We start from the raw sequence: 21,588 nt of genomic DNA, 5'->3' as shown, positions 1-21,588 counted from the left end.
ATGGACAGGGATGTGATGGCTGCTGGCTCGCCAACGGCGCTACGTGCTAAATAAAAATGGCTATCCCTCCGTTATAAGATCTCATTGGTGTGCCTTTTTTAGGAGGTATGGTTTATGTTCAAAAAACCCCTACTGCTTCTCATTTATACCTTGGCGATCATCGTTATTTCCTCGTTGATCACGACGGCCTATTTCCACTATTTTGTATTGAATCAGGGCATCGAACAGCAAGCTCTGGTTGCTGTCAGCGATGACGAGATCAAGAATAGCCCGATCAAAGAGGGTAATACCCTCGTCGAGATATTCTCTTACGGCTGCCACTACTGTGCCATAAACGAAGAGAATATTGCCAAGCTGGAAGCGCGTATGCCAGCAGGGACAAAACTGATCCGTCTGCATCTCAATAATGCGCAGAGCAATGGCCTGGCAAGTTACGCCCCATTATTTGCTACCCTGACGGTGATGGGTATTGAAGCTCAGCATCGTGAAAGTGCCTATAACGCCGTCATCAAACAGCAAAGCGATCTGAGTCAACCCCAAAATCTTGATAGCTGGTTGATGGAGAATGATATCGATCTCGCGGCTTATCACGCAGCCAGTCAAACTCCGCAGGTCGCAGAGTTGCTGAGCTATATGACCATGGTATCCGATCACTACAAAATCAACGCGACCCCAACCTTTATCGTCAGCAAGAAGTGGCTGGCACTGCAGGATCGCGATTTCCCGGAATTTGCCGATCACCTGCTGTCGTTGCTGCAGCATGATAAACCGCTGGAGCAATAATGCGCTTCTTTGCCGTGTGGGTTTATCTGGCCTGGAGAGATTCCCTCGCAAAAATCGCGCGGGGTTTTTTACCGTTGCGCAGAACACAGCACAAGACCGTTTGCTGGTTGCTGCGGCATGGCGATTATCGTTGGTTTCTTGGGCTGGCGGCGTTTAGCCGCTGGCTGCGGTTGAATAATCGGGGGGAGCGCAGGCGTGCGTTTGTGGCCGCAGCCAATAAGCAATGCCTGATTAAGGATGACCGCAAGGTGGATTTTGCCAAGATCAGCCAGCGTCGTCGTTTGTTGGATCTGGCCGCTGCCTATGCCGGTAACGCTCACCTCCTGGCCCAGTTGGAACACTGTCAGGTACAGCTCAACGCAGTTGTCGAACCCTTGCACCGAGCAGGGCAACCGGTGGTTCTTGCACCGCTGCATATGGTTTCTGACGTGTTGGCTGGCATGGTAGGAGCTGGGGTGTTTCCGGGGCAGGCAACGGTGGTGGTTTCTGCCAGTGCGGAGGCCTATCAGGAAAGAATGCGACAGCAAGCGGGAATTCACCTGTCTTACTGCTCGATCCATGATGATAACCGGGCGATTGCCGGCAATTTGACTAGCGCGATTATGGCGGCGGCCGATCATCAACGCAATATCATGATTTTCCCGGATATCTCGCCGGATTACACCGTCAATACCAATGAGGCGAAAACGGCGAAGCTCAGTTGCCGCCTGTTTGATCGCCCGGCCAACCTGCACAGCGGCGTTATTCGTATCGCCAGAGCCTTGTCTGCACAGGTGGTCTCTTATTACCTGTATTACGATCAGGGAATAAAGATCCACATCTATCCGCCGATACCGGCCTGCAATCTGAAAGCCAAACTGCCGGAACTGATTGAAACGTCGATCGTCAGGCACCCTGAAGATTGGCTGTTATGGCACTCACATTCGTTATTTTTTATCAATGAATAACCTGGAAATTGAAGAAGTCAGATCATGGAAAAGATAATCCCGGCGCTGGTGTTTCAAGGCGAAACGAATGAATGTGGGCTGGCCTGCATCGCGATGATGGCGGAAACGCAGGGCATCAGTGCGCCATTGGAGAGCTTGCGGGAGCGCTATCCCGCCTCGCAGCATGGCACCTCGCTGGCCACACTGTGCGACATTATGGCGGAACTGGCGATGCCCGCCTATCCCGTTGCTTTCGAGCACGGTGAACTGGCGGAAATACCGCTGCCTGCCATTTTACATTATGGGGCGAGCCATTATGTGGTGTTGGCCTACCGTAAAGGTAATCATGTCTGCGTGATGAACCCGGGCATTGGTCAACAACTGTTGCCGATTGATGCGTTAAAAATGGAAATCAGCGGTTATGCGTTGGTGCTGGACAGTGAAGCCCAGCCTGACTCTCAGGCGCTGGCCAATGTTCAGCCCAGTAAACGCTTCAGTGCGTCCGACACCATGAGCCTGAAAGAAACAGCGCGTATCCCCGGTATTTACCGGCTGATGATACTGGCGTTTCTGATCTCTTTAACCCTGTTTATTATGCCGACGATGGTCAGCAGCGCCATCAATCAGGTTTTTTCCAGCGCAGGTGAAACCGACTTCCCTTATTTCTACTTCCTGCTGGCATTTGTCGTGTCGACCACACTGGCCTTCGGCGTGCGTTGGATCACCGAGCGCTTTATCAAACGCTTTGTGGTGATCAACAGCGTGGCGGGATTCTCGCGCCTGCTCAGCAATTCACTGAACTTCTTTGATAAACGCGCGCCGGGCGAAGTCTTCAGCCGTTTTTCCAACTGGCAGATGGCGTCAGGGACTAAAATCGAGCTGGATAACGGCCTGCGTACCGACTGGATCATTGGCGCTATCGCACTGGCGGTGATGTGCTACATGAGCCCGCTGCTGGCTATGGTGTCTGGTGTGGGGGTCACTCTGATGGGATTGGTCAGCGTCTGGGCCATCTATCGTGACCGTTTTTACACCCAGCAGTTGCAGGTAAAAACCGCCGAGCAGAGCGACTTTATCCTGGAGAGTATTCAAGGGTTCTCCACCATCAAGTCCGCCGGATTGGACAGCCAGCGCAAAGGGATGTTCGCCAAGTTTGCACTGTCGTTGTTTACCTGTCGCCAGCAGCAGAAGATGTATGAGCAGGTCAAAAGCAGCCTGTATCAGTTGATCGGCAGCCTGGAGATGGTGTTCTTTATGTTGCTGGCGCTGCCGTTGCTGAAAAACGGCACTATCACGCTGGGTGAGTTCTTTGCCTACAGTTTTGTGCGTGAGATCTTCACCTCTTATATCACCAAGATTTTCTACTCCGTCCTGCAAAAGAACCAACTGCACGTGATCGATACCCGCGCCAGAGACTTGTTCCCGTCGCGGTCTGAACAGGATAGGGCGGAGGATGCGGTACCTACACCGATCCCTAAATTCACTTCGCAGTTACGTTATAAAAATATCGCCTTTGCCTATAACGCCCAGCAACCGGTATTGCAAGACCTTTCTCTGTCGCTAAAACCTGGGAAAAGCATTGCCATTGTGGGTGAGTCGGGGGCGGGGAAAAGTACCTTGCTGAAAGTGATGACCGGCCTGATGACACCCCAGCAGGGGCAGGTGATTGTTGATGGCCAACTGCTCGATTATCAGCAGGTGCACGCGTTGTTCTTCCTGCAAAGCCAGGAGGACATCTTGTTCAATGCCTCGGTGCTGCAAAATATCACCCTGTTTGATGAGGGGTTTGATGAGCGCAAACATCGGCAGATCGAGCGCTCCCTTACAGGTCTGAATCTGAGCTCGGTGATAGAAAAACTTCCGGGGGGCTTGAATGCCCTGATCCGTGAAAGCCATGCTGGGCTTTCGCTGGGGCAGCGCCAACGTCTGCTGCTGGCGCGGGCTATGTACAGCGATCGTCCGGTGCTGGTGCTCGATGAGCCTACGGCCAACCTGGATGAGGACACGGCGCACCAGGTGATGACCACCTTGCTGATGCATTGTCGCGAGCAGCATAAAACGCTGATCACCGTGACGCACAGCGAAAGCGTATTGCCGATGTTTGATCGGGTGTACCGCGTGAGCAACGGCCATGTGGTGAGCGTTGCTACGGAGCTTGAAGCGTCAACAGCGTTAACCACGGCGGTGAGTTAATGAAGTTGAAAATGTTTGGCATGGATAAACGCAGGCTAGTGCCGATTGCCTTGCTGTGTCAGGTGGTGTTGATCGGCACGATCGCCTGGTTCATCGTTGAGCCTGCGCACAATAATACCTATGACATCGAAGAGATCGCCCGTGGCGATATCGAGAAAACCGTGTTGGCCACCGGTATCCTCAAACCGGCGTTGCAGGTCAGCGTCGGTGCGCAGGTTAATGGACAATTGCAAAAGCTGTATGTGAAGCAGGGCGATCGCGTCACCCGAGGACAACTGCTGGCGGAAATCGATCCGACCTTGCAACAGAATGAGTTGCGTAAATCGGAGGCTGCCTTGCAAAGCGCTCAGGCGCAGAAACAGGTCACCCAGGCAACGCTCAAGCAGTATCAGCAGGAATTGAAGCGTCAAATGAGGCTGGATCGTGATGGTTCAGGCGTGAAAAGCGAACTGGAGAAGGCGCAGGCGCAGTTCCAAACCCAGCTTGCCCAGTTGAAGGTAAACGACGCGCAGATCGTTCAGGCGCAGATGGAGCAGCAAACCGCGAAAGCCAATCTGGACTTTACCCGCATCGTCGCGCCGATCGATGGCGAAGTGTTGGGGATCGTCACCAAAGAAGGGCAGACCATCGTGTCGTCACAAACCGTGCCGACCATTCTGGTGCTGGCGGATGTCGACACCATGACGGTACACACCCGTATTTCGGAGATCGATATCCTGAAGGTGCGAGTCGGGCAACCGCTGTGGTTCTACGTTGTTGCCGATCCCAAACAGCGTTACGAAAGCGTGATGGGCTCGATCCAGGAAGCCCCGAACGAAGCCTTGCAGGAAGGTAACTCGTCAGGCTCTGCCAATCAGCAGGCTTCGGCGGTCTATTACAGCGGCGTGTTTGCCATTGCCAACAGCAAACGTCTGTTGCGCACCTCGATGACCGCTCAGGTCTTTATTATCACCGAACAGGTGAAGAATGCCCTGCGCGTGCCGGTGGCCGCCTTCGGTGAACAGCAGGGTAAAGATCGTTATCAGGTACAGGTGATGAATGGCAAACAGCTTGAAACACGCTGGATCCGCATCGGCCTGAACGATCGCCAGTTTGCCGAAGTGAAAGAGGGGCTGAAAGAGGGAGACCGCGTAGTACTGGCGCAGCGTGCCGTCGGGAGTGCTAGCAATGGTTAAGTTATCCACTCCCTTGATCGTACTGAGCGGCATTTCCCGCCATTTTGTCTCCGGGTTGCAGACCGTGGCGGTGCTGAAAAATATCTCTCTCTCCATTCAGCGTGGCGAAATGGTGGCGATCATTGGTGCGTCCGGCTCGGGGAAATCCACGCTGATGAATATCATCGGCTGCCTGGATAAGCCTACGCAGGGGGAGATGCAGATCAAGGGGATCTCCACCCAGCTTGCCAGCAGTGAGCAGTTGGCTCAGCTACGCAGCCAGTACATCGGGTTTATTTTCCAGCGTTATCACCTGATGCCCTACCTGAGCGCCGCCGAAAACGTCGCCATTCCCGCCCTGTATACCGCGATGCCTGCGGCAGAACGCCAGACGCGGGCCGAATACCTGCTCACCCGGCTTGGATTGCAGCACCGAATGGATTACAAACCGGCGCAACTCTCCGGTGGGCAACAGCAGCGAGTCAGTATTGCCCGGGCGTTGATGAACGGGGCGGAAATCATTCTGGCCGATGAACCGACCGGGGCGCTCGACCGTGCCAGTGGTCAGGAACTGATGGGGATCCTGCATTCCCTGCACCGTTCAGGGCATACCATCATTATCGTGACCCACGATCGGGACGTGGCCAATCAGGCGCAGCGCATTATCGAAATCAGCGACGGCGAGATCGTGGCCGACCAGCGTAATGAGGCGGTAGCCCTGCAGGAAACCAAACCTGCGCTGCCGGTTGCCGCGGCTACCGGGCGCAACCCGTTCTGGCCGAGCGTGCAAGAGGCGGTCAAGATGGCCTGGCGTGCGTTGCTGGGGCATCGAGCAAGGGCCTTTTTGTCGATGTTGGGCATCATTATCGGCGTCTCTTCCGTGGTGTCGTCAATGGCGGTGGGTGAGGGCGCACGTCAAAATATACTCAATGAAATTAGCCAATTAGGTAGCAGTACCTTAGATGTCCGCCCCGGACTGGGGTGGGATAAACCGCGCCCGGACCTCGCCCGCTCGCTGACGGTGGCTGATGTTGAGCTGTTGGAGCACCAGCCTTATGTCGACAGCGTATCGCCGGTGGTCAGCAAAACCGTGGCCGCGGTGCGCGGTGGCAAAGAGGCGATGGCTTCGATTTCCGGTATCAGCAACGCCTATTTTCGTGTGCAGGGCCTGAATTTCCTTTCCGGCAACGGCTTTACCCGGCGCGATCTGGATGAGCGTGAGCCGGTGGTGATCATCGATCCGCAATTACGCGACACGCTGTTTGAGCCGGATGAAGTGGCTGAGTGCGGGATCGTCCAGCTTGCAGGTACCCCTTACCGGGTGATCGGCGTTGCTGAACCTAAAGGCGGCAAATACAGCGGCATGATGTTGGGGGCCTGGATGCCTTATACCGCAGTGCTGGAGCGCATGTCCGGCGATATGCCGATCGAGTCGATTATGCTGCGTGTGCACGAAGGGTCCTCGCTTATCGAAGCACAGGGGCGCGTCGAACGGCTGTTGGAACAGGCGCATGGCCGGCGCGACTTTTTCACCCAAACCAATGACCAGATGACCAAGGCCATCCGTAAAGCCTCGGATTCGATGACGCTGCTGATCACCGCCATTGCCGGGATTTCACTGCTGGTGGGCGGGGTTGGCGTGATGAACATCATGCTGGTTTCGGTTACCGAACGTACCCATGAGATCGGCATACGCCTTTCGGTCGGTGCGCGGCCAGTGGACATCATGCGCCAGTTCCTGATTGAGGCGATGGTGATCTGCTCGCTGGGTGGGTTGATTGGCATTATTGGCTCCGGGCTGGCCGGGGTGATTTTCTCCCTGGTGACACAGGAGTTCACCATGATTTTTACCTGGCCGCCGTTGGTGCTGGCCTGTGGGTTCTCGGCGTTGATCGGCTTGGGTTTTGGTTTTTTCCCGGCGCGCAATGCGGCGCGTCTGCATCCAACGGAGGCGTTGGCGCGCGAATGACGAACAACAAACTTTCTCTGGTGATGCTATTGCCACTGCTGTTGAGCGGTTGTGGCTCCTTGACGAAAAGCGATTATCAGCGGCCAATGCTGTCAGTACCTGCCGAGTGGCGGATGCAACAGAGCGGAAGCGATTTTCTGCAACACACCGAGCATTGGTGGGATAACTTCGACGATCCGCAGCTCTCCGTGCTGATTGGGCGGGTGCTGACCAGCAACAACGATCTGGCCATTGCCGGGCTGCAACTCCAGCAGGCGAGGCTGGCGGCCGGGCTGAAGAATACCAACCTGACGCCAACCGCGACGGCAAACGGCGGGGTCAGTAATAGCAAGAACCTGCGTCAGAATACGAACTCCACAGAGTCTTACAACAGTGGTCTGGAGCTAAGTTATGAATTGGATTTGTGGGGCAAACTGGCACGAACCAGAGAGCAGGCGCAGTGGCAGGCTGAGGCCAAGGAACAGGATCGGCAAAACACCGCGCTGACGCTCATCGGCAACACGGCGCAGTATTATTGGCAGATCGCCAACCTTAATCAGCAAATCAAGCAACAGCAAGCGGGGCTGGAAATCGGCCAACAGACGCTGGCGATGGTGCAATCGCGTTATGACGCCGGTGCCGCCGGGCAGATCGACCTGCAACAGGCACAGCAATCGCTGATCAATCGTGAGAATAACTACCGCACGCTGCAACAGCAGCGGGAAGAGAATCGCAACGCGCTGGCGATCCTGTTCAACCGTTCACCCACCGATCGCCAGGCCGAACGCCGCTCCCTTGATATCAATCAGGGAGTGCCGGTAGCGAGCGCTTTGCCGGTAGAAGTGATTGCCCGTCGGCCTGATGTGCAGGCGGCAGAAAAGACTTTGCGTGCTGCGCTGGCAGGGTCGGATGTGGAGCGTTTGAACTTCTACCCTTCGCTTTCGCTGAGTGCTTCACTCAATGCGGGCAGCACGATTTTCCAGCAGTGGTTCAGCAACCCGAGCAGAAGCTTGGGGAGCAGCGTTGCTTTACCCTTCCTGAACTGGAATACCGTGCAACTGACCATCGAAATAGCCGATTTAGACGTCAAGCAGGCGGCGATCGCTTTCCGCAGCCAGGTCTACAACGCGTTGGCGGACGTGGACAACGCCATGTCGCAACGGCTCAGCTATCAACAGCAAAAAATCAATCAGCAACGCAACCTGCGGCTTGGTCATCAGCGTTTGGCGCTGGCCAACAGCCAGTATCAGGCCGGTGCGGTCTCCCTCCAGACTTTGCTGGATGCCGAGGATGCGTTATTGACCATTGAAAGCAATTTGTCAGATCTGCAGTACAACTACCTCAACGCCACCATGAAGCTGTGGCTGGCGTTGGGCGGCGGTGTGGAAAAAGACGGTGATATAACAGGATGAGATCATGAATAGAGATGCTTTGCCACGTCGCGTGGTGGTTACGGGGTTCGGTGCGGTCACGCCATTGGGGATGAATACCGAGCAAAGCTGGGCGGCGATGATGGATTATCAACTAGGCTACCGCTATTACGATAAATCTGCCGTGGGGATCCAGTCACGTTTCTTGGGGGTGATCGACGACGAACCAGACTTGAAAGGGGTGCCTGCCGCGATCCGCCGCCGTTTGCCTCGCTTTGCCCGGTTAGCCTTGGGAGCGGCCCGTGAAGCAATGGAGATGGCTTTCCATGGGGAGAGCCCGGCGGCCTATTACGATTTGCTGGAGTGCGGCACTATCATCGGCAGCGGCTGGGCGGGCCAGGATGAAATTCAAAACAATCATGAGGACTTTTTGCGGGCAGGACTGGGTTCACCCTTTGGCTGCTTCCTGTCCATGCCGAATGTCGCGACGGCCGCCTGTAGCCTGTTTTGGGGTCTGCGTGGTTATCAAAATAGTCCGATTGCGGCCTGTGCGACCGGGACGATTGCCATTGGCGATGCGTTTGAGGTGATCCGCAGTGGCCGTGCCTCGATGATGCTGGCCGGGGCAGGAGAGTCGTTAAGCAGCGACACTGCCGTCTGGAATATCGATGTGCTGCGTGCTTTGACGAGTGAGCAGGATGATATCAGCAAGGCCTGCTGCCCGTTCAGCCTCGATCGCAATGGCTTTGTGCTATCCGAAGGTGCTGCCGTGTTGTGCTTGGAAGAACGCGAAGCCGCACTGGCTCGCGGGGCAACCATCCTGGGGGAAATCAAGGGCTACGGCAATTACTCTGATGCCTTCGACTTTACCGCTCCCGCGGAAGACAAGCTTGCCCGGGTGAAAACCATCCAGCATGCCTTGCACCAGGCCGGGGTGACGGCGGAGGAGATTGACTATATCAATGCACACGGCACCTCTACGCCCCTCAACGATCTGAATGAAACCCAGGCGATCAAGCTGGCCTTTGGCGACGCGGCCTACAGCACGCCGCTTTCCAGCACCAAGTCTTACTCCGGGCATCTGATTGCGGCGGCAGGCAGCTTTGAATCCATCATCTGCCTGCAAGCGTTGCAGCGTCAGCTGATGCCCGCCACCTGTCATCTGAAAAATGCTGACCCGGAGTGCGATCTGGACTACATCAGCGAAGGGCACCGCCCGGCCCGATTACAGAACATCTTGAATCTGAGCTTCGGCTTCGGCGGCGCTAACGCGGCGTTGGTTATCGGGCAGGCATGAGCATGATCTTCAACTACACCCTGCGCGATGCCGAGGAATGGGCTGCTTTTTCCGGCGACTACAACCCGATCCACTTTGATCTGCAACAGGTACGCAAAATGGGGGCCGATCAACTGAGCGTCCACGGAATGCGTGCGATGCTGGATATGAAACGTCATCTGAGTGCGGTGCTGCTTGCGGATCCGCTGGAGCATGCCTTTTATGTGTTCAGCACCCGTATGCGCCGACCGGTGTTGTGCCAGACGCCGTATCACTTGCAGATAGCGGGCAATGGCAAGCAGATCACCGGTGAGTTGCGGGATTGTGCCACGCAGGAAAGTTGCTTCAGCAGCAAGCTGGTTCCGGCTAGGTCACTAGACTTGGTGGCTTCCGATCACGAGCATGCGCTGACCGTTAACGAGGTGATGGCACTCTGCCAGCCTTTCCCAGGGCAGGCATCGGATGCCACTCAGGCATGGAGTTTCTTTGACGCCCTGCTGTTCCAACTGCTGGTGAAATCCCCGGAAACCGTGGCGATGTTGGCGACGACGCTTCCGGAACTGCAGGCCACCACGCTGATTGAGGTGTTTGCCCAGAGCCCAGTGGTACAGACGCATCATGAGACCCACTTCAGCGCCCGATTATTCAACCCGGAAACGCTATTTGCACCCGAAGATCGGCTGTACTACCGTATTCAGCCGATGCTGGTGATCGGGAATAAAAGCAGCGGATTGGTGTTACGCACGGTGATTGAGGCCAGAACGCAGTGGCATCCGCTGCTGGCGACTTCCGTCACCTTAAAAACATGGCCAATGGCCGATCATTAACATAGGGATATAACCATGGAAAACTACCAACAGGTTTACGACACCGTCACGGAAATGATTTGTGATGCCAAAGATCTCGGGATGGCCGATCTGGCGCCAGAGATGCCCCTGCACCAGTTGAAGCTGGACAGCCTGGACTATGTGGAGCTGATGGTGCTGGCGAAGCGCGAGTTCGGAGCCACGCTCACCGCAGAAATGTTCATCAATCAGCCGACTATGACGCTGGGTGAACTCTGTCAACACCTGGCCGATGCACAAAAGTAATCTCATGACTAAACGATGGGTGTTAGTGACCGGTGGGAGCCGGGGAATTGGCCGCGCATTGGTGGAAGAGTTGGCCAAGCAATGGAACGTGGTGTTCACATGCCGTAACGGCAAGGCGGCCAGCGCGGCGGTGATTGAAGCCTGCGCGGGGTTGCCTGGCTGGGTGGAAAGCTGCGTGTGTGACGGCAGTGACGAGCAGGCGGTGAACCTTGTAGCTCCGCAGTTGCTGGCACGCCTCGGTGCACCTTTTGCGGTGATCCATAACGCCGGGATCACGCTGGATGATTTGCATATCCAGCAAACCGGCGAGCGCTGGCGGCAGGTGATCGACACCAACCTCAACGGCATCTTTTATTGGAACCGCCACCTGCTGCCCGCCATGATGGCGCAGGGGGAAGGGGCTATGGTGCTGATGTCCTCGGTGACGGGCATCAAGGGCAACACCGGGCAAACGGCCTACGGGGCCAGTAAGGCGGCGATGATCGGCCTGGGGAAATCTCTGTCGCTGGAAGTGGCGCGCTTTGGTATCCGAGTGAACTGCCTGTTGCCCGGGATTATCGAAAGCGAGATGACACAGGCCATTCCGCCGGAGGCGCTGAAGGCGCTGCGCAAGCAAATTCCTTTACGCCGCCTGGGCAAAGCCAGCGAGGTAGCGCGTACCACCGCGTTTCTCATCGGTGATGATAGCCGTTATATGACGGGGCAAATTTTGGTGCTAGACGGTGGTTTGACCGTCTGAGCGCGTTAATACATCCTGTATCAAGTCGGGGCACTGTCTATCGGTGCCCCTTTTTATTGCCGTACGTTCCTGCGAATTTATTTTTCTCCGTTTGATTTTCAACCCAATCATTATGCGTATTTTCCGATAAAGCTGCCTTTTTATATAGGTAGTAACTATGTTTATCATTTGTTTTATATGCTTTTATTTTGGGATTATTCTCTGGTGAGGCCACTGTCGAACACCACTGTTTTTTACTGCTCATTAGGTTGCCGGGGTTAACTGTTATTGATTTTTTCATCAAGGGTTTTTTATGTTGTATTTATTGCTTTTATCCTGTTGTTATTATGTTGCGCAATTTAATCTTGCTGTTTTATTAACCTATAGCTGAGATGAACTACTGATTTTAATCTAAATGTTAGCTAATTTGCGTTAGATCATGGGTAATTATCATTGTTCAATGACCTGGCTGTTTCGTAATTATTTATCGGCTATACTCCGCTTAGGATCCAGGATGTTATCCGAAGGCAGGGGCCAATGCTCCTGAGCGTTGTTGTGGAAATAAAAGGGAGGAAAAATCCACATAATTTTGGTGAAAAGTCAAAGAGGTACTATGACCAGTCGTAAACATTTAACGCCTTCCGAAGTGGAAAAACTGCTAGAGGCAACGCTGAAAGGCAAGAACCCAGAGAGAGATTACTGTTTGATTTATATGTGTTTTATTCATGGTTGCCGCGTGAGTGAAATCAATAGTTGGCGGCTGTCAGATATCGATCTTGAAGGTGGCAATATTTATATTCATCGATTGAAAAACGGCTTCTCAACGGTTCATCCTTTGTATGTGCGCGAGCGTAAGTGTTTACAGCGTTGGATGGCCAAGAGAAAACATTATCGTGGTGCGGATAGCGAGTGGTTGTTTCTTTCTAACCGGGGATCTCGGTTATCACGCCAACGTATTTATTGGCTCATTCGTAATTACAGTGAGGCGGCCAATCTAGAGGTCAATGCACATCCCCATATGCTGCGCCATGGCTGCGGTTTTGCCTTGGCGGACCGGGGAATTGATACGCGTTTGATTCAGGATTTTCTTGGCCATAGGAATATTCAGAATACGGTGTTATATACGGCAAGCAATGCCAGGCGGTTCAAGGAAGTATGGTGATTTGAGTAAGGAAAATATGTCTAATGAGTCACTTTGAACTAAATTGCAACATACTCTAAGGATACTCAAAAATAATGTCAACACTAACTATTCAATAATTCATCTTGATTAATAAAGTCATTAAATAACAATGAGTTAAATAATTTTCCCCATAATAAACCCTCATCCAGCCTTAAGTGTTTTCTTACTTGACCACCTAAAAAAATCCAAGATCGAAACTTGCCTGTTTTATAACTAGCTCATAATTCTTTTATTCCTCTAATTTTCAGAGCATTAAACTATTCGTTGTTTGTTTTAAGGCCATCCTTGGCACGTTAAACCAAAGGAGTCACTTTAGTTCAAAATGAATCGTTTGGCTGGAAAGGTATTACTGCCCCATTGCTATTTGCGCAGGCGTGTTTCAGTCGATGAACTAAATAAAAAGGAATGACATAGGGTTATGTCAAAAATAAACAAATGCGCGTATTTGAAGTGCATTATTTAAAAGGAAAAGTAGTCTATGAACAAGAATCTGCTCGCCGTGGCTGTACTGGCCGCCTCCGCGTTTTCCACCGCGGCGTTCGCTGCAGACGGCAAAGTAAACTTCGCTGGTGAAATCATCGATCAAGCTTGTACTGTGCATTCTGATTCAGAAAACCAGACCGTTACTCTGGGTAAAGTATTTGTCGGCGCATTCAAGGGTGGCGCTGGCGTCACTGCCGCCTCTAAGGATTTCTCCCTGATCCTGCAAGACTGCCCAGATACGGTTAAAGCGGCGACAGTGCGTTTTGATGGTATCCAGGTTGCGGGTAACGATGCCGTTCTGGCGCTGACCGATGAGCCAGGTGTTGCCACTGGCGTTGGTGTTCAGATTGCTGACAACAACAACAAAGTGATTAACCTGCACACGGACTCAAGCGTTTACCCGCTGAGCAGCACCGAAGATAACGTGCTCGGGTTTGTTGCACGTTACTACGCGACTTCAGCCACCGTCACTGCGGGTAAGGCTAACGCAGTAAGCAACTTTACCATTATCTATCAGTAAGTTTTATCCGCTCGGCTGATACGGGCGGTATAAGGCTGGTCAGGGGGGCGAAAGCCATCCCCTGGCCTTTCTCTCAATGGCCGAAGTGGTGAATAAGCAATGAAAGTCTGGCGGAGCACAATAGTCGCAGCGCTGTTACTAACCTTTGGTGCGCAGGTACAGGCGGGCATTATTGTCGGCGGAACGCGCCTGGTTTATGACGGTGGTAAAAAAGAAGCCTCTCTGGGGATTAATAACCCGGATAAGGTGCCCTATCTCATTCAGTCCTGGGTTGACACGCATGAAGGGGACACGTCCAAGGCGCCATTTATCATTACCCCTCCTTTATTCCGTTTGGATGGTGAGCAGAATAATATTCTACGCGTAGTGCGTGCTGGCGGGAATTTACCGACCGATAAAGAATCTCTCTATTGGCTGAACATCAAATCTATTCCTTCGGCTAAGAAACAGGAAAACAGTTTACAAATTGCGGTCAAGACGCGCATCAAGCTGATTTATCGCCCACAGGGGTTACCCGGTACGTTAGAGGACGCCGCCAAGACATTGACCTGGCAGCGTAGCGGTAACGCGGTTCAGGTGACCAATGCATCACCCTATTTTATCACGCTATTCTCAGTCAAGGTTAATGGTAGTCCGCTGAAAAATGTCAGCATGGTTGCACCGAAGTCCAGTGCGCGCTTTGAACTACCCGACGGTAGTCTTGGTGGGGCATTGAGCTGGGAAGTTATTAACGATTACGGCGGTATTACTAAACCGTTTATCGGGGTTCTATAAGGCATTCACCAGATTAAATACAGCTAATCCCTGCACAGGTAGTACAGGGAAGGGACGCGGCTTGCCGGAATTTACTGGCACGGCTGATAAATGGAGTTAAATGGATGAAAAACCCGAAGCGTATAGGCTCGCGCGGATTTGACCGTACCCCGCTGACCTGGTTGATCTCATGTCAGGTTGCCATGTTAATGGGAATGTCCGGTAGCGCACAGGCCCGCGATTACTTTAACCCGGCACTGCTGGAGCTTGATAATCCGTCTCAGCGAGGGGCTGATCTGACGGTTTTTGAAGATGGCCGTACTCAGGCCCCAGGTACGTACCGGGTTGATATCTATCTGAATGGGGCGATGATCGATACCCAGGATCTTGATTTCTCCCTGCAGCGAAGCCCGGCAGGTGAGGATAGCCTGCAGCCTTGCCTAAGCAGCGATATGCTTGAGGCAATGGGCGTGAAGATCGCTTCCTTCCCCGCTATCCCGGCCTCTGGGCAGTGCGTTAATCTGGCGCAGATCATTCCCCAGGCATCGGCCTCGTTCCGTTTTAATCAACAGCGGTTGGACATCAGTATCCCCCAGGCGGCATTGAACTCGACTGTTCGTGGCTATGTTCCGCCAGACCAGTGGGATCAGGGAATACCGGCGCTGTTGGTCAACTATAACTTTAGCGGTGCCAACAGTTGGGCACGTAGCAGTAAGAGCTCGGACAGCAATAGCTATTATCTCAACCTGCGTTCAGGGATCAACCTCGGCGCCTGGCGTCTGCGTAACTACTCAACCTGGAATCGTGACTCTGAGGGTGAAAGCCACTGGGATTCCATCAATACCTATTTACAGCGCGATATCGTGGCGCTGAAGAGCCAGTTGATACTGGGCGATAGCTCCTCCCAAAGTGAGGTGTTTGACAGCGTGCCTTTCCGTGGCGGTCAGTTAGCTTCGGATGATGACATGCTGCCAGAGAGTTTGAGGGGTTATGCACCGACGGTGCGAGGCATTGCCCGCAGTAACGCTCAGGTCACGGTTCGCCAGAACGGCTATGTCATTTATCAGAGCTATGTGCCACCTGGGGCCTTTGAAATCAGCGATCTCTATCCGACGGCGGGCAGCGGCGATCTGCAAGTGAGCATTAAAGAGAGCGATGGCAGCGAGCAAAGGTTAGTGGTGCCGTTTGCTTCCGTCCCGGTGTTACAGCGGCAAGGGCGTTTCAAATACAGCCTGACCAGCGGCCAATATCGTTCATCCAACAGTAACGTGGATGATACGTTGTTTACTCAAGGCACGGCGATCTACGGCTTGCCGAGGGGGGCCACCCTCTACGGCGGCGTGCAGGCCGCCAGCAAATATCAGGCACTGGCTCTCGGCTGGGGGCAAAACATGGGGGTTATCGGCGCGTTTTCTGCCGATGTTACCCAGGCTTGGTCTAAACCTGAATTTTCTGCCAAAGAGCGCGGCCAGTCGTGGCGTATGCGTTACGGCAAGAACTTTGTCGAAACGGGTACCAGCTTCACCTTGGCCAGCTATCGTTACTCTACGGCGGGGTTCTATACGCTGCAGGAAACGTTAAATACCTATACCGGCGGCAAAACATCACAAAGTCAGAATCACAAGAAGAGCCGTGCTGAACTGTCGATGAGCCAGACGCTATGGGAAGGTGCCGGTTCACTGTCGCTCAGCCTGTACAACGAAGATTATTGGAACGATCGGCGCCGTAACCAGTCGGTGAGCGTCGGGTATAACAATAGCTGGAACAGTATCAGCTATGGCCTGAACTACACCTTCAGCAGAGATGGTTATGACAGCAGCGGCGAACGCGTCAACTACGACGACCATATTCTCGCCTTAAATATCAGCATGCCATTGGGTGGAAGGCTGTCTGACAGCTATGCAAGCTACAACCTGAATACCAGCCGTAAAGGCACCACCAGTAACTCAATCGGCCTGAACGGTACCGCATTACCCAGTAATAACCTGAGCTATAACGTCAGCCAGGGCTACACCAGCCAGGGAGTCGGAGCTTACGGCAATAGCAGCCTTGGCTATCGTGGCGGCTTGGGCAGAGTCAACGTGGGGTATGGCTATAACCGTTCCGATCAACGCCTCAACTACGGTGTGCAGGGTGGGATCCTCTTGCACGAAGACGGTTTGACACTCTCGCAACAGATGAATGAGACAGCGGTGCTGGTGAAAGCACCGGGAGCCAAGGGTGTCAATATAGCCAACCAATCAGGAGTGACGACCGACTGGCGTGGCTATGCCGTGGTGCCTTATGCCACGGTTTATCGCAAAAACAATATTGCGATAAATACCACTACTCTGCCAGATGATGTCGATATGACGATAACCAGTCAGACGGTGATCCCAACCCGTGGTGCCATCGTGCGCGCCGAGTTCAAACCTAATGTCGGTCAGCGGGTATTGATGACCCTGTTGAGGCAGGGGGCGCCAGTACCGTTCGGTGCCACCGTAACCGATAGCAATGGGGGTGACAACGGCAGCATCGTCGGTGACGGTGGTCAGGTATTCCTCTCTGGGATGGCCGGTAGCGGCAAGTTGCAGGTCAAGTGGGGCAACGCCGCGTCACAGCAATGCCAAGTGTCTTACAGTGTGCCGGAGCAACAAGATAGCGCCGGGATCCGTTTGATGAATGGCCAATGTTTATAAAGGCTTTAATGATGAATAAATGGAAATCGTTAGTGCATTATTCAGCCATCGGGGGAGTTATCGCCTTGGGATTGGGGAGCCTGCCATCGGCGCAGGCAGCCATCGGGCAGTGCGAACCTGCAGGCTCCACTATGGGTTATCACTTTACGTTTAATCAGTTGTTCGACCATCCAGATAAGAACACGGCTGGCAAGACGTTTTATGAGGTGAATAAGGCCGAAAATGTGTGGCAGAACGAGGGGGACGGGTATCGGGTCAACTGCGACTGCGGTAGCGAAACTCGGATGAAAGAGTCGTTTATTATGGCTGTCCCAAGGGGGGCGCCTCTGCCGGATGGGGATGGTAGCAGGCAGTTCTATTCGTTGAGCGGTAGCGAGGATTTTTCTGCTGCTATGGATGTGTATATTGCCGGTGCCGTCAATAAATATTTCCCTGTGCCTTTCCCAGGTAACGGATGGCGGGGGAATGGTTTTTTTAACCGGCCTCAGGATTGTAAGGGCGTACTCTATGATAGTGGTGCACAAGGATTAGTTCATCTCTATTTCAGGCAGGCGGTTATTGGCACGTCGACAATAACGCATTCTCCCCTGTTGGATGTCTATATTAATTCGGATCCCAATGTAGGCCGGGGGAGCAGACCAACGGCTTCAGTGAGCATGAGCGGTAAGATCACCGTGCCGCAAAAATGCGAACTTAAAAATCCAATGATTACCGTGCCCTTTGGCAGCATTATGTCCACCGATTTTAAAGTTAAAGGCCAAAAGCCAAGTACCGTCCAGATACATGAAGAAACCCTGTATCTGGAGTGTACCAACCTGTCGACGCGCGCAAAAATCAGCTTGCTGTTTGAGGGCGAGGTGAATCCTCATGATCCTACTGCCCTGAAGACCACTACCACTAATGGTTCGGTGACGTCGAATAATGATGATATTGCGATCAGAATTGAAGAAAAACGTGGCGGGAACACTCAGGTCATTTCGCCTGGGGATCGGCTATCAATGGAAATGAATGGCTTGGGTAATATCAATAGCGATAGTCAGACGACATTGAATTTCTACCCTATTAGCACGACCGGCAAAGCACCGAAAGTTGGAGACTTTGAGGCAACTGCGACTATTACGGTAAAAATGGAATAATCCCGTTTGCATCGGCAATCTCGAACTTTCTGCGAAAGTAAGTTTAACTAAAATGGAGAAGGATAGTTATTATGGATATGAAAGCAATTTTTAAAACGACTGCATTGTGCCTGGCTCTCGGTGGTATGGGGATCAGTTACTCGGCTCTGGCGGTCGATGCACGTATAAAGATCACCGGTACGGTTAAAGCTTCGCCATGTACGGTCGATGCAGTGGGGGGCGATGTAAACGTGAATTTGGGGGAGATCAAGGCACATACTCTGACTGCGGGTGCGGGGAGCGATTGGCAGAGTTTTAGTCTGGATCTGAGTGACTGCCCAGTTTCAACCACTAACGTTACTGCGGCATTCACCGGTACGGCAGCGGAGGAAAGCACGGATTTGTATAAGAACGAGGCGGCCAATCCTGCCGGTGCCGTGCAGATTGAAATGGTTGATGGCAGTTCATCAGCTAATCGCCGGTTGGGCAGCGGCAGTGATATGACCGTGGCTGTTGATCACTCCACCAATAAAGCGAGTTTCCCGCTGAAGGCGCGCGCTTTTAGCACTAACGGTGGTGCAACCCCAGGCAGTATTGAGGGCGTTGTGCAGGTGGCACTCACCTATCAGTAATCACCAGTAATACCCTCTAGCCATAAGAAAACCTGGCCCCACTTTTTTATGGTAGCTTTACCTGTGTCTGTTGGGTTAATTGCCTGGGGCTTATTAGTTGTTGGTAGCTGACTTTATTTTCAATGTGTTGTTTGATCAATAAAAACAAGAAAAGATAGCCCTCATAAATATGAGAGGGAATGACATTTTTGCACACCAATTTATCAAGGAAGTAAAAAAGGGTATTTAGCAGAAATGGGAGGTTTAATATGACAGTGGTTCATACTTATCAGAGAGGGAGTGCGCATTCCCCCAGCCCTTATGGGCTAAAAGGGGACGGTGTGATTGTAATGGAATCTTGCCCCATCACGGCACTCGGAATGCGTAATATTTTGGCCCAGTCCTGTGGACTGACGGACGAGGTACAGCGGGTCAGTAATCTGGAGCAAATCCCAGGATTGATGCGCCACCGTCCGGCCCGGCTGTTGATTATGGAACTGTGTGGTGAAGAAGAGTCGGTTCTGGATGGTTTAAGGCTGATTGCGCAGTGCCTGGAGCATTGGCCAACCACGGCGATGATCGTGTGTACCGCTCTTGACGATCCTCGGGTGCTGCAATTGCTGACCGCATCAGGTATCAAAGGGCTGGTGCTCAAACAGGAGCCTGGCGTTGCGCTGGCGCAATGCGTAAAGCAGGTCTTATCGGGCTGTCGCAGCTATAGCCATAAGGTGCGTCAATTGCTGAGCAGTCAGTCTGCCATTGGCAAAGCCTTGACGTCCCGTGAACTGGATGTGTTGACGCACCTGTTTTCCGGTAAAAGCGTGACCACCGCGGCGTTGATGATGCACCGTGATGTCCGCACCGTCAGCACCCATAAGCGCAATGCGATGCACAAGTTGGGCTTTCAGAATGACGGTGAACTTTATTTGCAAGGCAAGTGGATGGCAAAGACCGGCCCGGTGTTTGCTCGCTAACCCTTGATACCGCTATGCACTTGTTCTCTGGATGGGATCAACGAGATATTTATACAGGAGTCGTCTATGCAACCGTTGTCACAAAAGCCGCTTGGCTTGGCGTTAATGGATCGCAGCCCACTCACACTTACTGGGCTGTCTTGCTTTCTTGGCACGCTTAACGTCGCCAATGAGATTATCGTGCAGGAAACCAGCATGGCTGCGGTTGCCGAAAGGTTGCTGTACCAACCCGTCGATATTCTCATCACCGAACTTAATGGCCTGAATGAAACCATCGCGCAGTGCCGGGAAGTTCTACTTAATTTGTGTGCGCAGCAGCCTGAGTTACGTGTCATTGTTTACACCCGCAGCCAGACAGGGGAGGATCTGTGCAAGTTGCTTGATGTGGCCAATATCAGCGTGGTATCCCGTGGGGATGAATTGCCGCTGGTCGGGGAGTTTTTTCACCGGGTATTTAACGGTGAGCGCGTATTGAGCCCGTTGATTGGCTCTTATCTGGCGCGTAGCGATCCTGAAGATGTTTCAAGCCTGCATCATCTGACCCGCTGCGAAAATGATGTTCTGTCGTTCTTGTTCAACGGGATGAGCCTGCGGGAAATTGCTGAACTGCAACAACGCAGCATCAAGACCATCAGCGCGCACAAATGTAATGCCATGCGCAAACTACAGGTTAAAAACGACAGCGAGCTGTTCTCGCTGAGAAAAAACATTAGCCAGCAGTTTGCCGATTGATGGCTAAAATCGTTGCCCCGCCTTGCTGTCATCAAGTATGGCGGGGCATACCGCCCATCGTGATCGTCTCTGATATATAACGTAAGAATATTGGCTGTTGCACGGCTAACGACATCTGCGAAGTTAAAAATGTGGTGCCAGTTTGAATCGGTGGCCTGCGTTGGGTTAAATATGTATTACCCGGAAGCGTTCAACATTGCTGGCAGTATAAATAACGGTGTTCTGAATGTTGCGATGGCCCAGGTAATCTTGAATGAGCCTGGTGTCGATCCCTCTGTCTGCCAGGGCATAGCCGCAGGAGTGGCGGAGCATATGGGGATGGACCTGGACGTCGATACCGGCTAATTCACCGTAGGACTTTATTAATCGGTAAAGTTGTTGGCGTGAAATTTGCCCACCGTGGCGAGAAAGAAACAGCCAGGGGCTATCAGGTTCCAGGTAGCTTGGGCGTTTTGCCAGCCAACGGCTCAGTGCGATACGCTCACGGATTTGAATAGGATGTTGGACTGAAAAACCGTTCTTTAGGCGCGATACGTGTAAGCGGTTGGTGGCCAGGTCAATATCCTCCAGCCGCAGCCCCCGTAGTTCACTGACGCGTAACCCATGAATAAAGCACATCAACAGCATACAGCGATCGCGGCAACCGTTGGCGCCGTCCGGGACGGCGGAGATCATTCTCTCAATTTCAATATGGCTGAGATATTTGCGTTTTGTCATTCTCTATCCCTAAGTTAAATAAAGCAAATATGACGGGTATTTATTCATTTAAACATTGAATACCCTGATCAGCAAACAAAATAGCAGTGTTACTGCGGCATTAATCCTGCGGCATTATCTTATTACTAGGTTTGCAGCGGGGTTAATGGTTATTCATTAAGAAAAAATCAACTCACTTGATCATCAGGAAACCCGGGTTGATGGGTTTAAAAATCGTGTATTTATAAATGCCCCCCAATCTAACAGGTTAGTTGTTTATCTAAATAGACTTGAACATCTTTGGGTTTATACCTATTTTTGAGATTTTTATTATTGTGTTAATAATGTTTTTAGCTAGACAAACAGCTGCTTGCTCTATATTTG

Annotated in this window: 20 protein-coding genes; 18 read left to right on the top strand and 2 right to left on the bottom strand. The window is 52.6% G+C overall.

The window, feature by feature from the left end:
• Nucleotides 1-114 precede the first annotated feature (114 nt).
• The 10 genes from KGP26_RS22560 to KGP26_RS22515 are packed head-to-tail and all read left to right on the top strand — an operon-like array spanning nt 115 to nt 11,480.
• Nucleotides 115-783 carry a DsbA family protein gene (locus tag KGP26_RS22560; RefSeq protein ID WP_179248339.1) on the top strand — a complete coding sequence of 223 codons (669 nt, stop codon included), beginning with the start codon at nt 115-117 and terminating at the stop codon, nt 781-783.
• The gene (locus tag KGP26_RS22555) at nt 783-1,730 is read left to right on the top strand and encodes an ABC transporter (RefSeq protein ID WP_223664641.1); all 948 of its coding nucleotides are present in this window, start codon (nt 783-785) and stop codon (nt 1,728-1,730) included. The genes KGP26_RS22560 and KGP26_RS22555 overlap by 1 nt, the downstream gene beginning before the upstream one ends.
• Before the next feature lie 24 nt (nt 1,731-1,754).
• Nucleotides 1,755-3,902: a peptidase domain-containing ABC transporter gene (locus tag KGP26_RS22550; RefSeq protein ID WP_223664640.1), complete on the top strand. Its 2,148-nt coding sequence runs from the start codon at nt 1,755-1,757 to the stop codon at nt 3,900-3,902.
• On the top strand, nt 3,902-5,077 hold the full coding sequence (locus KGP26_RS22545; protein WP_223664639.1) for an efflux RND transporter periplasmic adaptor subunit: 1,176 nt from the start codon (nt 3,902-3,904) through the stop codon (nt 5,075-5,077). The genes KGP26_RS22550 and KGP26_RS22545 overlap by 1 nt, the downstream gene beginning before the upstream one ends.
• Entirely contained in the window at nt 5,070-7,025 is a 1,956-nt protein-coding gene (locus KGP26_RS22540) for an ABC transporter permease (protein WP_223664638.1), read from the top strand. The genes KGP26_RS22545 and KGP26_RS22540 overlap by 8 nt, the downstream gene beginning before the upstream one ends.
• Nucleotides 7,022-8,416 (top strand): efflux transporter outer membrane subunit, encoded by a 1,395-nt coding sequence (locus KGP26_RS22535; RefSeq protein ID WP_223664637.1) that lies wholly within the window; start codon nt 7,022-7,024, stop codon nt 8,414-8,416. The genes KGP26_RS22540 and KGP26_RS22535 overlap by 4 nt, the downstream gene beginning before the upstream one ends.
• 4 nt (nt 8,417-8,420) lie before the next feature.
• Nucleotides 8,421-9,671 (top strand): beta-ketoacyl synthase, encoded by a 1,251-nt coding sequence (locus tag KGP26_RS22530; protein WP_223664636.1) that lies wholly within the window; start codon nt 8,421-8,423, stop codon nt 9,669-9,671.
• Entirely contained in the window at nt 9,668-10,477 is an 810-nt protein-coding gene (locus tag KGP26_RS22525) for a MaoC/PaaZ C-terminal domain-containing protein (RefSeq protein ID WP_037375695.1), read from the top strand. The genes KGP26_RS22530 and KGP26_RS22525 overlap by 4 nt, the downstream gene beginning before the upstream one ends.
• A 15-nt stretch (nt 10,478-10,492) precedes the next feature.
• Nucleotides 10,493-10,741: an acyl carrier protein gene (locus KGP26_RS22520; RefSeq protein ID WP_021806163.1), complete on the top strand. Its 249-nt coding sequence runs from the start codon at nt 10,493-10,495 to the stop codon at nt 10,739-10,741.
• A gap of 4 nt (nt 10,742-10,745) precedes the next feature.
• Complete coding sequence (locus KGP26_RS22515; RefSeq protein ID WP_037375693.1) at nt 10,746-11,480, top strand: SDR family NAD(P)-dependent oxidoreductase; 735 nt, start codon at nt 10,746-10,748, stop codon at nt 11,478-11,480.
• 37 nt (nt 11,481-11,517) lie between these two features.
• Here the strand turns inward: KGP26_RS22515 and KGP26_RS22510 are convergent, their stop codons facing one another.
• Nucleotides 11,518-11,760, bottom strand: coding sequence for a hypothetical protein (locus tag KGP26_RS22510; RefSeq protein ID WP_223664635.1), 243 nt, complete (start codon nt 11,758-11,760; stop codon nt 11,518-11,520).
• A gap of 312 nt (nt 11,761-12,072) precedes the next feature.
• Here KGP26_RS22510 and KGP26_RS22505 point away from each other — a divergent pair, with 312 nt between their 5' ends.
• The 8 genes from KGP26_RS22505 to KGP26_RS22470 all read left to right on the top strand — a co-directional run bounded on the left by KGP26_RS22505 (nt 12,073) and on the right by KGP26_RS22470 (nt 20,508).
• Nucleotides 12,073-12,621, top strand: a complete 549-nt coding sequence (locus KGP26_RS22505; protein ID WP_021179836.1) for a tyrosine-type DNA invertase — start codon at nt 12,073-12,075, stop codon at nt 12,619-12,621.
• 499 nt (nt 12,622-13,120) lie between these two features.
• Nucleotides 13,121-13,645, top strand: a complete 525-nt coding sequence (locus KGP26_RS22500; RefSeq protein WP_021806160.1) for a fimbrial protein — start codon at nt 13,121-13,123, stop codon at nt 13,643-13,645.
• Between the two features lie 99 nt (nt 13,646-13,744).
• Nucleotides 13,745-14,419 carry a molecular chaperone gene (locus KGP26_RS22495; protein ID WP_021806159.1) on the top strand — a complete coding sequence of 225 codons (675 nt, stop codon included), beginning with the start codon at nt 13,745-13,747 and terminating at the stop codon, nt 14,417-14,419.
• 104 nt (nt 14,420-14,523) lie between these two features.
• A complete protein-coding gene (locus tag KGP26_RS22490; RefSeq protein ID WP_209522717.1) occupies nt 14,524-17,076 on the top strand; it encodes a fimbria/pilus outer membrane usher protein in 2,553 nt (850 codons plus the stop codon).
• Nucleotides 17,067-18,212, top strand: a complete 1,146-nt coding sequence (locus tag KGP26_RS22485; protein ID WP_037375677.1) for a fimbrial protein — start codon at nt 17,067-17,069, stop codon at nt 18,210-18,212. Before KGP26_RS22490 ends, KGP26_RS22485 begins: the two co-directional genes overlap by 10 nt.
• 71 nt (nt 18,213-18,283) lie before the next feature.
• The gene (locus KGP26_RS22480) at nt 18,284-18,823 is read left to right on the top strand and encodes a fimbrial protein (protein ID WP_021806156.1); all 540 of its coding nucleotides are present in this window, start codon (nt 18,284-18,286) and stop codon (nt 18,821-18,823) included.
• 359 nt (nt 18,824-19,182) lie between these two features.
• Nucleotides 19,183-19,776: a response regulator transcription factor gene (locus KGP26_RS22475; RefSeq protein ID WP_021179842.1), complete on the top strand. Its 594-nt coding sequence runs from the start codon at nt 19,183-19,185 to the stop codon at nt 19,774-19,776.
• A 66-nt stretch (nt 19,777-19,842) separates the two neighbouring features.
• On the top strand, nt 19,843-20,508 hold the full coding sequence (locus KGP26_RS22470) for a response regulator transcription factor (RefSeq protein WP_021806155.1): 666 nt from the start codon (nt 19,843-19,845) through the stop codon (nt 20,506-20,508).
• Nucleotides 20,509-20,673: 165 nt separating this feature from the next.
• Here the strand turns inward: KGP26_RS22470 and KGP26_RS22465 are convergent, their stop codons facing one another.
• The gene (locus KGP26_RS22465; RefSeq protein ID WP_024485021.1) at nt 20,674-21,225 is read right to left on the bottom strand and encodes a tyrosine-type DNA invertase; all 552 of its coding nucleotides are present in this window, start codon (nt 21,223-21,225) and stop codon (nt 20,674-20,676) included.
• Nucleotides 21,226-21,588: the final 363 nt, after the last annotated feature.

It is taken from the genome of Serratia sp. JSRIV002 (assembly GCF_019968725.1).
GTDB lineage: Bacteria > Pseudomonadota > Gammaproteobacteria > Enterobacterales > Enterobacteriaceae > Chania > Chania fonticola_B.
This window is presented reverse-complemented; position numbering and strand designations above follow the sequence as displayed.

Coding starts and splice junctions, on each gene's coding strand:
- KGP26_RS22560 (WP_179248339.1), top strand. CDS start 115: ATGTTCAAAAAACCCCTACTGCTTCTCATTTATACCTTGGCGATCATC.
- KGP26_RS22555 (WP_223664641.1), top strand. CDS start 783: ATGCGCTTCTTTGCCGTGTGGGTTTATCTGGCCTGGAGAGATTCCCTC.
- KGP26_RS22550 (WP_223664640.1), top strand. CDS start 1,755: ATGGAAAAGATAATCCCGGCGCTGGTGTTTCAAGGCGAAACGAATGAA.
- KGP26_RS22545 (WP_223664639.1), top strand. CDS start 3,902: ATGAAGTTGAAAATGTTTGGCATGGATAAACGCAGGCTAGTGCCGATT.
- KGP26_RS22540 (WP_223664638.1), top strand. CDS start 5,070: ATGGTTAAGTTATCCACTCCCTTGATCGTACTGAGCGGCATTTCCCGC.
- KGP26_RS22535 (WP_223664637.1), top strand. CDS start 7,022: ATGACGAACAACAAACTTTCTCTGGTGATGCTATTGCCACTGCTGTTG.
- KGP26_RS22530 (WP_223664636.1), top strand. CDS start 8,421: ATGAATAGAGATGCTTTGCCACGTCGCGTGGTGGTTACGGGGTTCGGT.
- KGP26_RS22525 (WP_037375695.1), top strand. CDS start 9,668: ATGAGCATGATCTTCAACTACACCCTGCGCGATGCCGAGGAATGGGCT.
- KGP26_RS22520 (WP_021806163.1), top strand. CDS start 10,493: ATGGAAAACTACCAACAGGTTTACGACACCGTCACGGAAATGATTTGT.
- KGP26_RS22515 (WP_037375693.1), top strand. CDS start 10,746: ATGACTAAACGATGGGTGTTAGTGACCGGTGGGAGCCGGGGAATTGGC.
- KGP26_RS22510 (WP_223664635.1), bottom strand. CDS start 11,760: ATGAAAAAATCAATAACAGTTAACCCCGGCAACCTAATGAGCAGTAAA.
- KGP26_RS22505 (WP_021179836.1), top strand. CDS start 12,073: ATGACCAGTCGTAAACATTTAACGCCTTCCGAAGTGGAAAAACTGCTA.
- KGP26_RS22500 (WP_021806160.1), top strand. CDS start 13,121: ATGAACAAGAATCTGCTCGCCGTGGCTGTACTGGCCGCCTCCGCGTTT.
- KGP26_RS22495 (WP_021806159.1), top strand. CDS start 13,745: ATGAAAGTCTGGCGGAGCACAATAGTCGCAGCGCTGTTACTAACCTTT.
- KGP26_RS22490 (WP_209522717.1), top strand. CDS start 14,524: ATGAAAAACCCGAAGCGTATAGGCTCGCGCGGATTTGACCGTACCCCG.
- KGP26_RS22485 (WP_037375677.1), top strand. CDS start 17,067: ATGTTTATAAAGGCTTTAATGATGAATAAATGGAAATCGTTAGTGCAT.
- KGP26_RS22480 (WP_021806156.1), top strand. CDS start 18,284: ATGGATATGAAAGCAATTTTTAAAACGACTGCATTGTGCCTGGCTCTC.
- KGP26_RS22475 (WP_021179842.1), top strand. CDS start 19,183: ATGCGTAATATTTTGGCCCAGTCCTGTGGACTGACGGACGAGGTACAG.
- KGP26_RS22470 (WP_021806155.1), top strand. CDS start 19,843: ATGCAACCGTTGTCACAAAAGCCGCTTGGCTTGGCGTTAATGGATCGC.
- KGP26_RS22465 (WP_024485021.1), bottom strand. CDS start 21,225: ATGACAAAACGCAAATATCTCAGCCATATTGAAATTGAGAGAATGATC.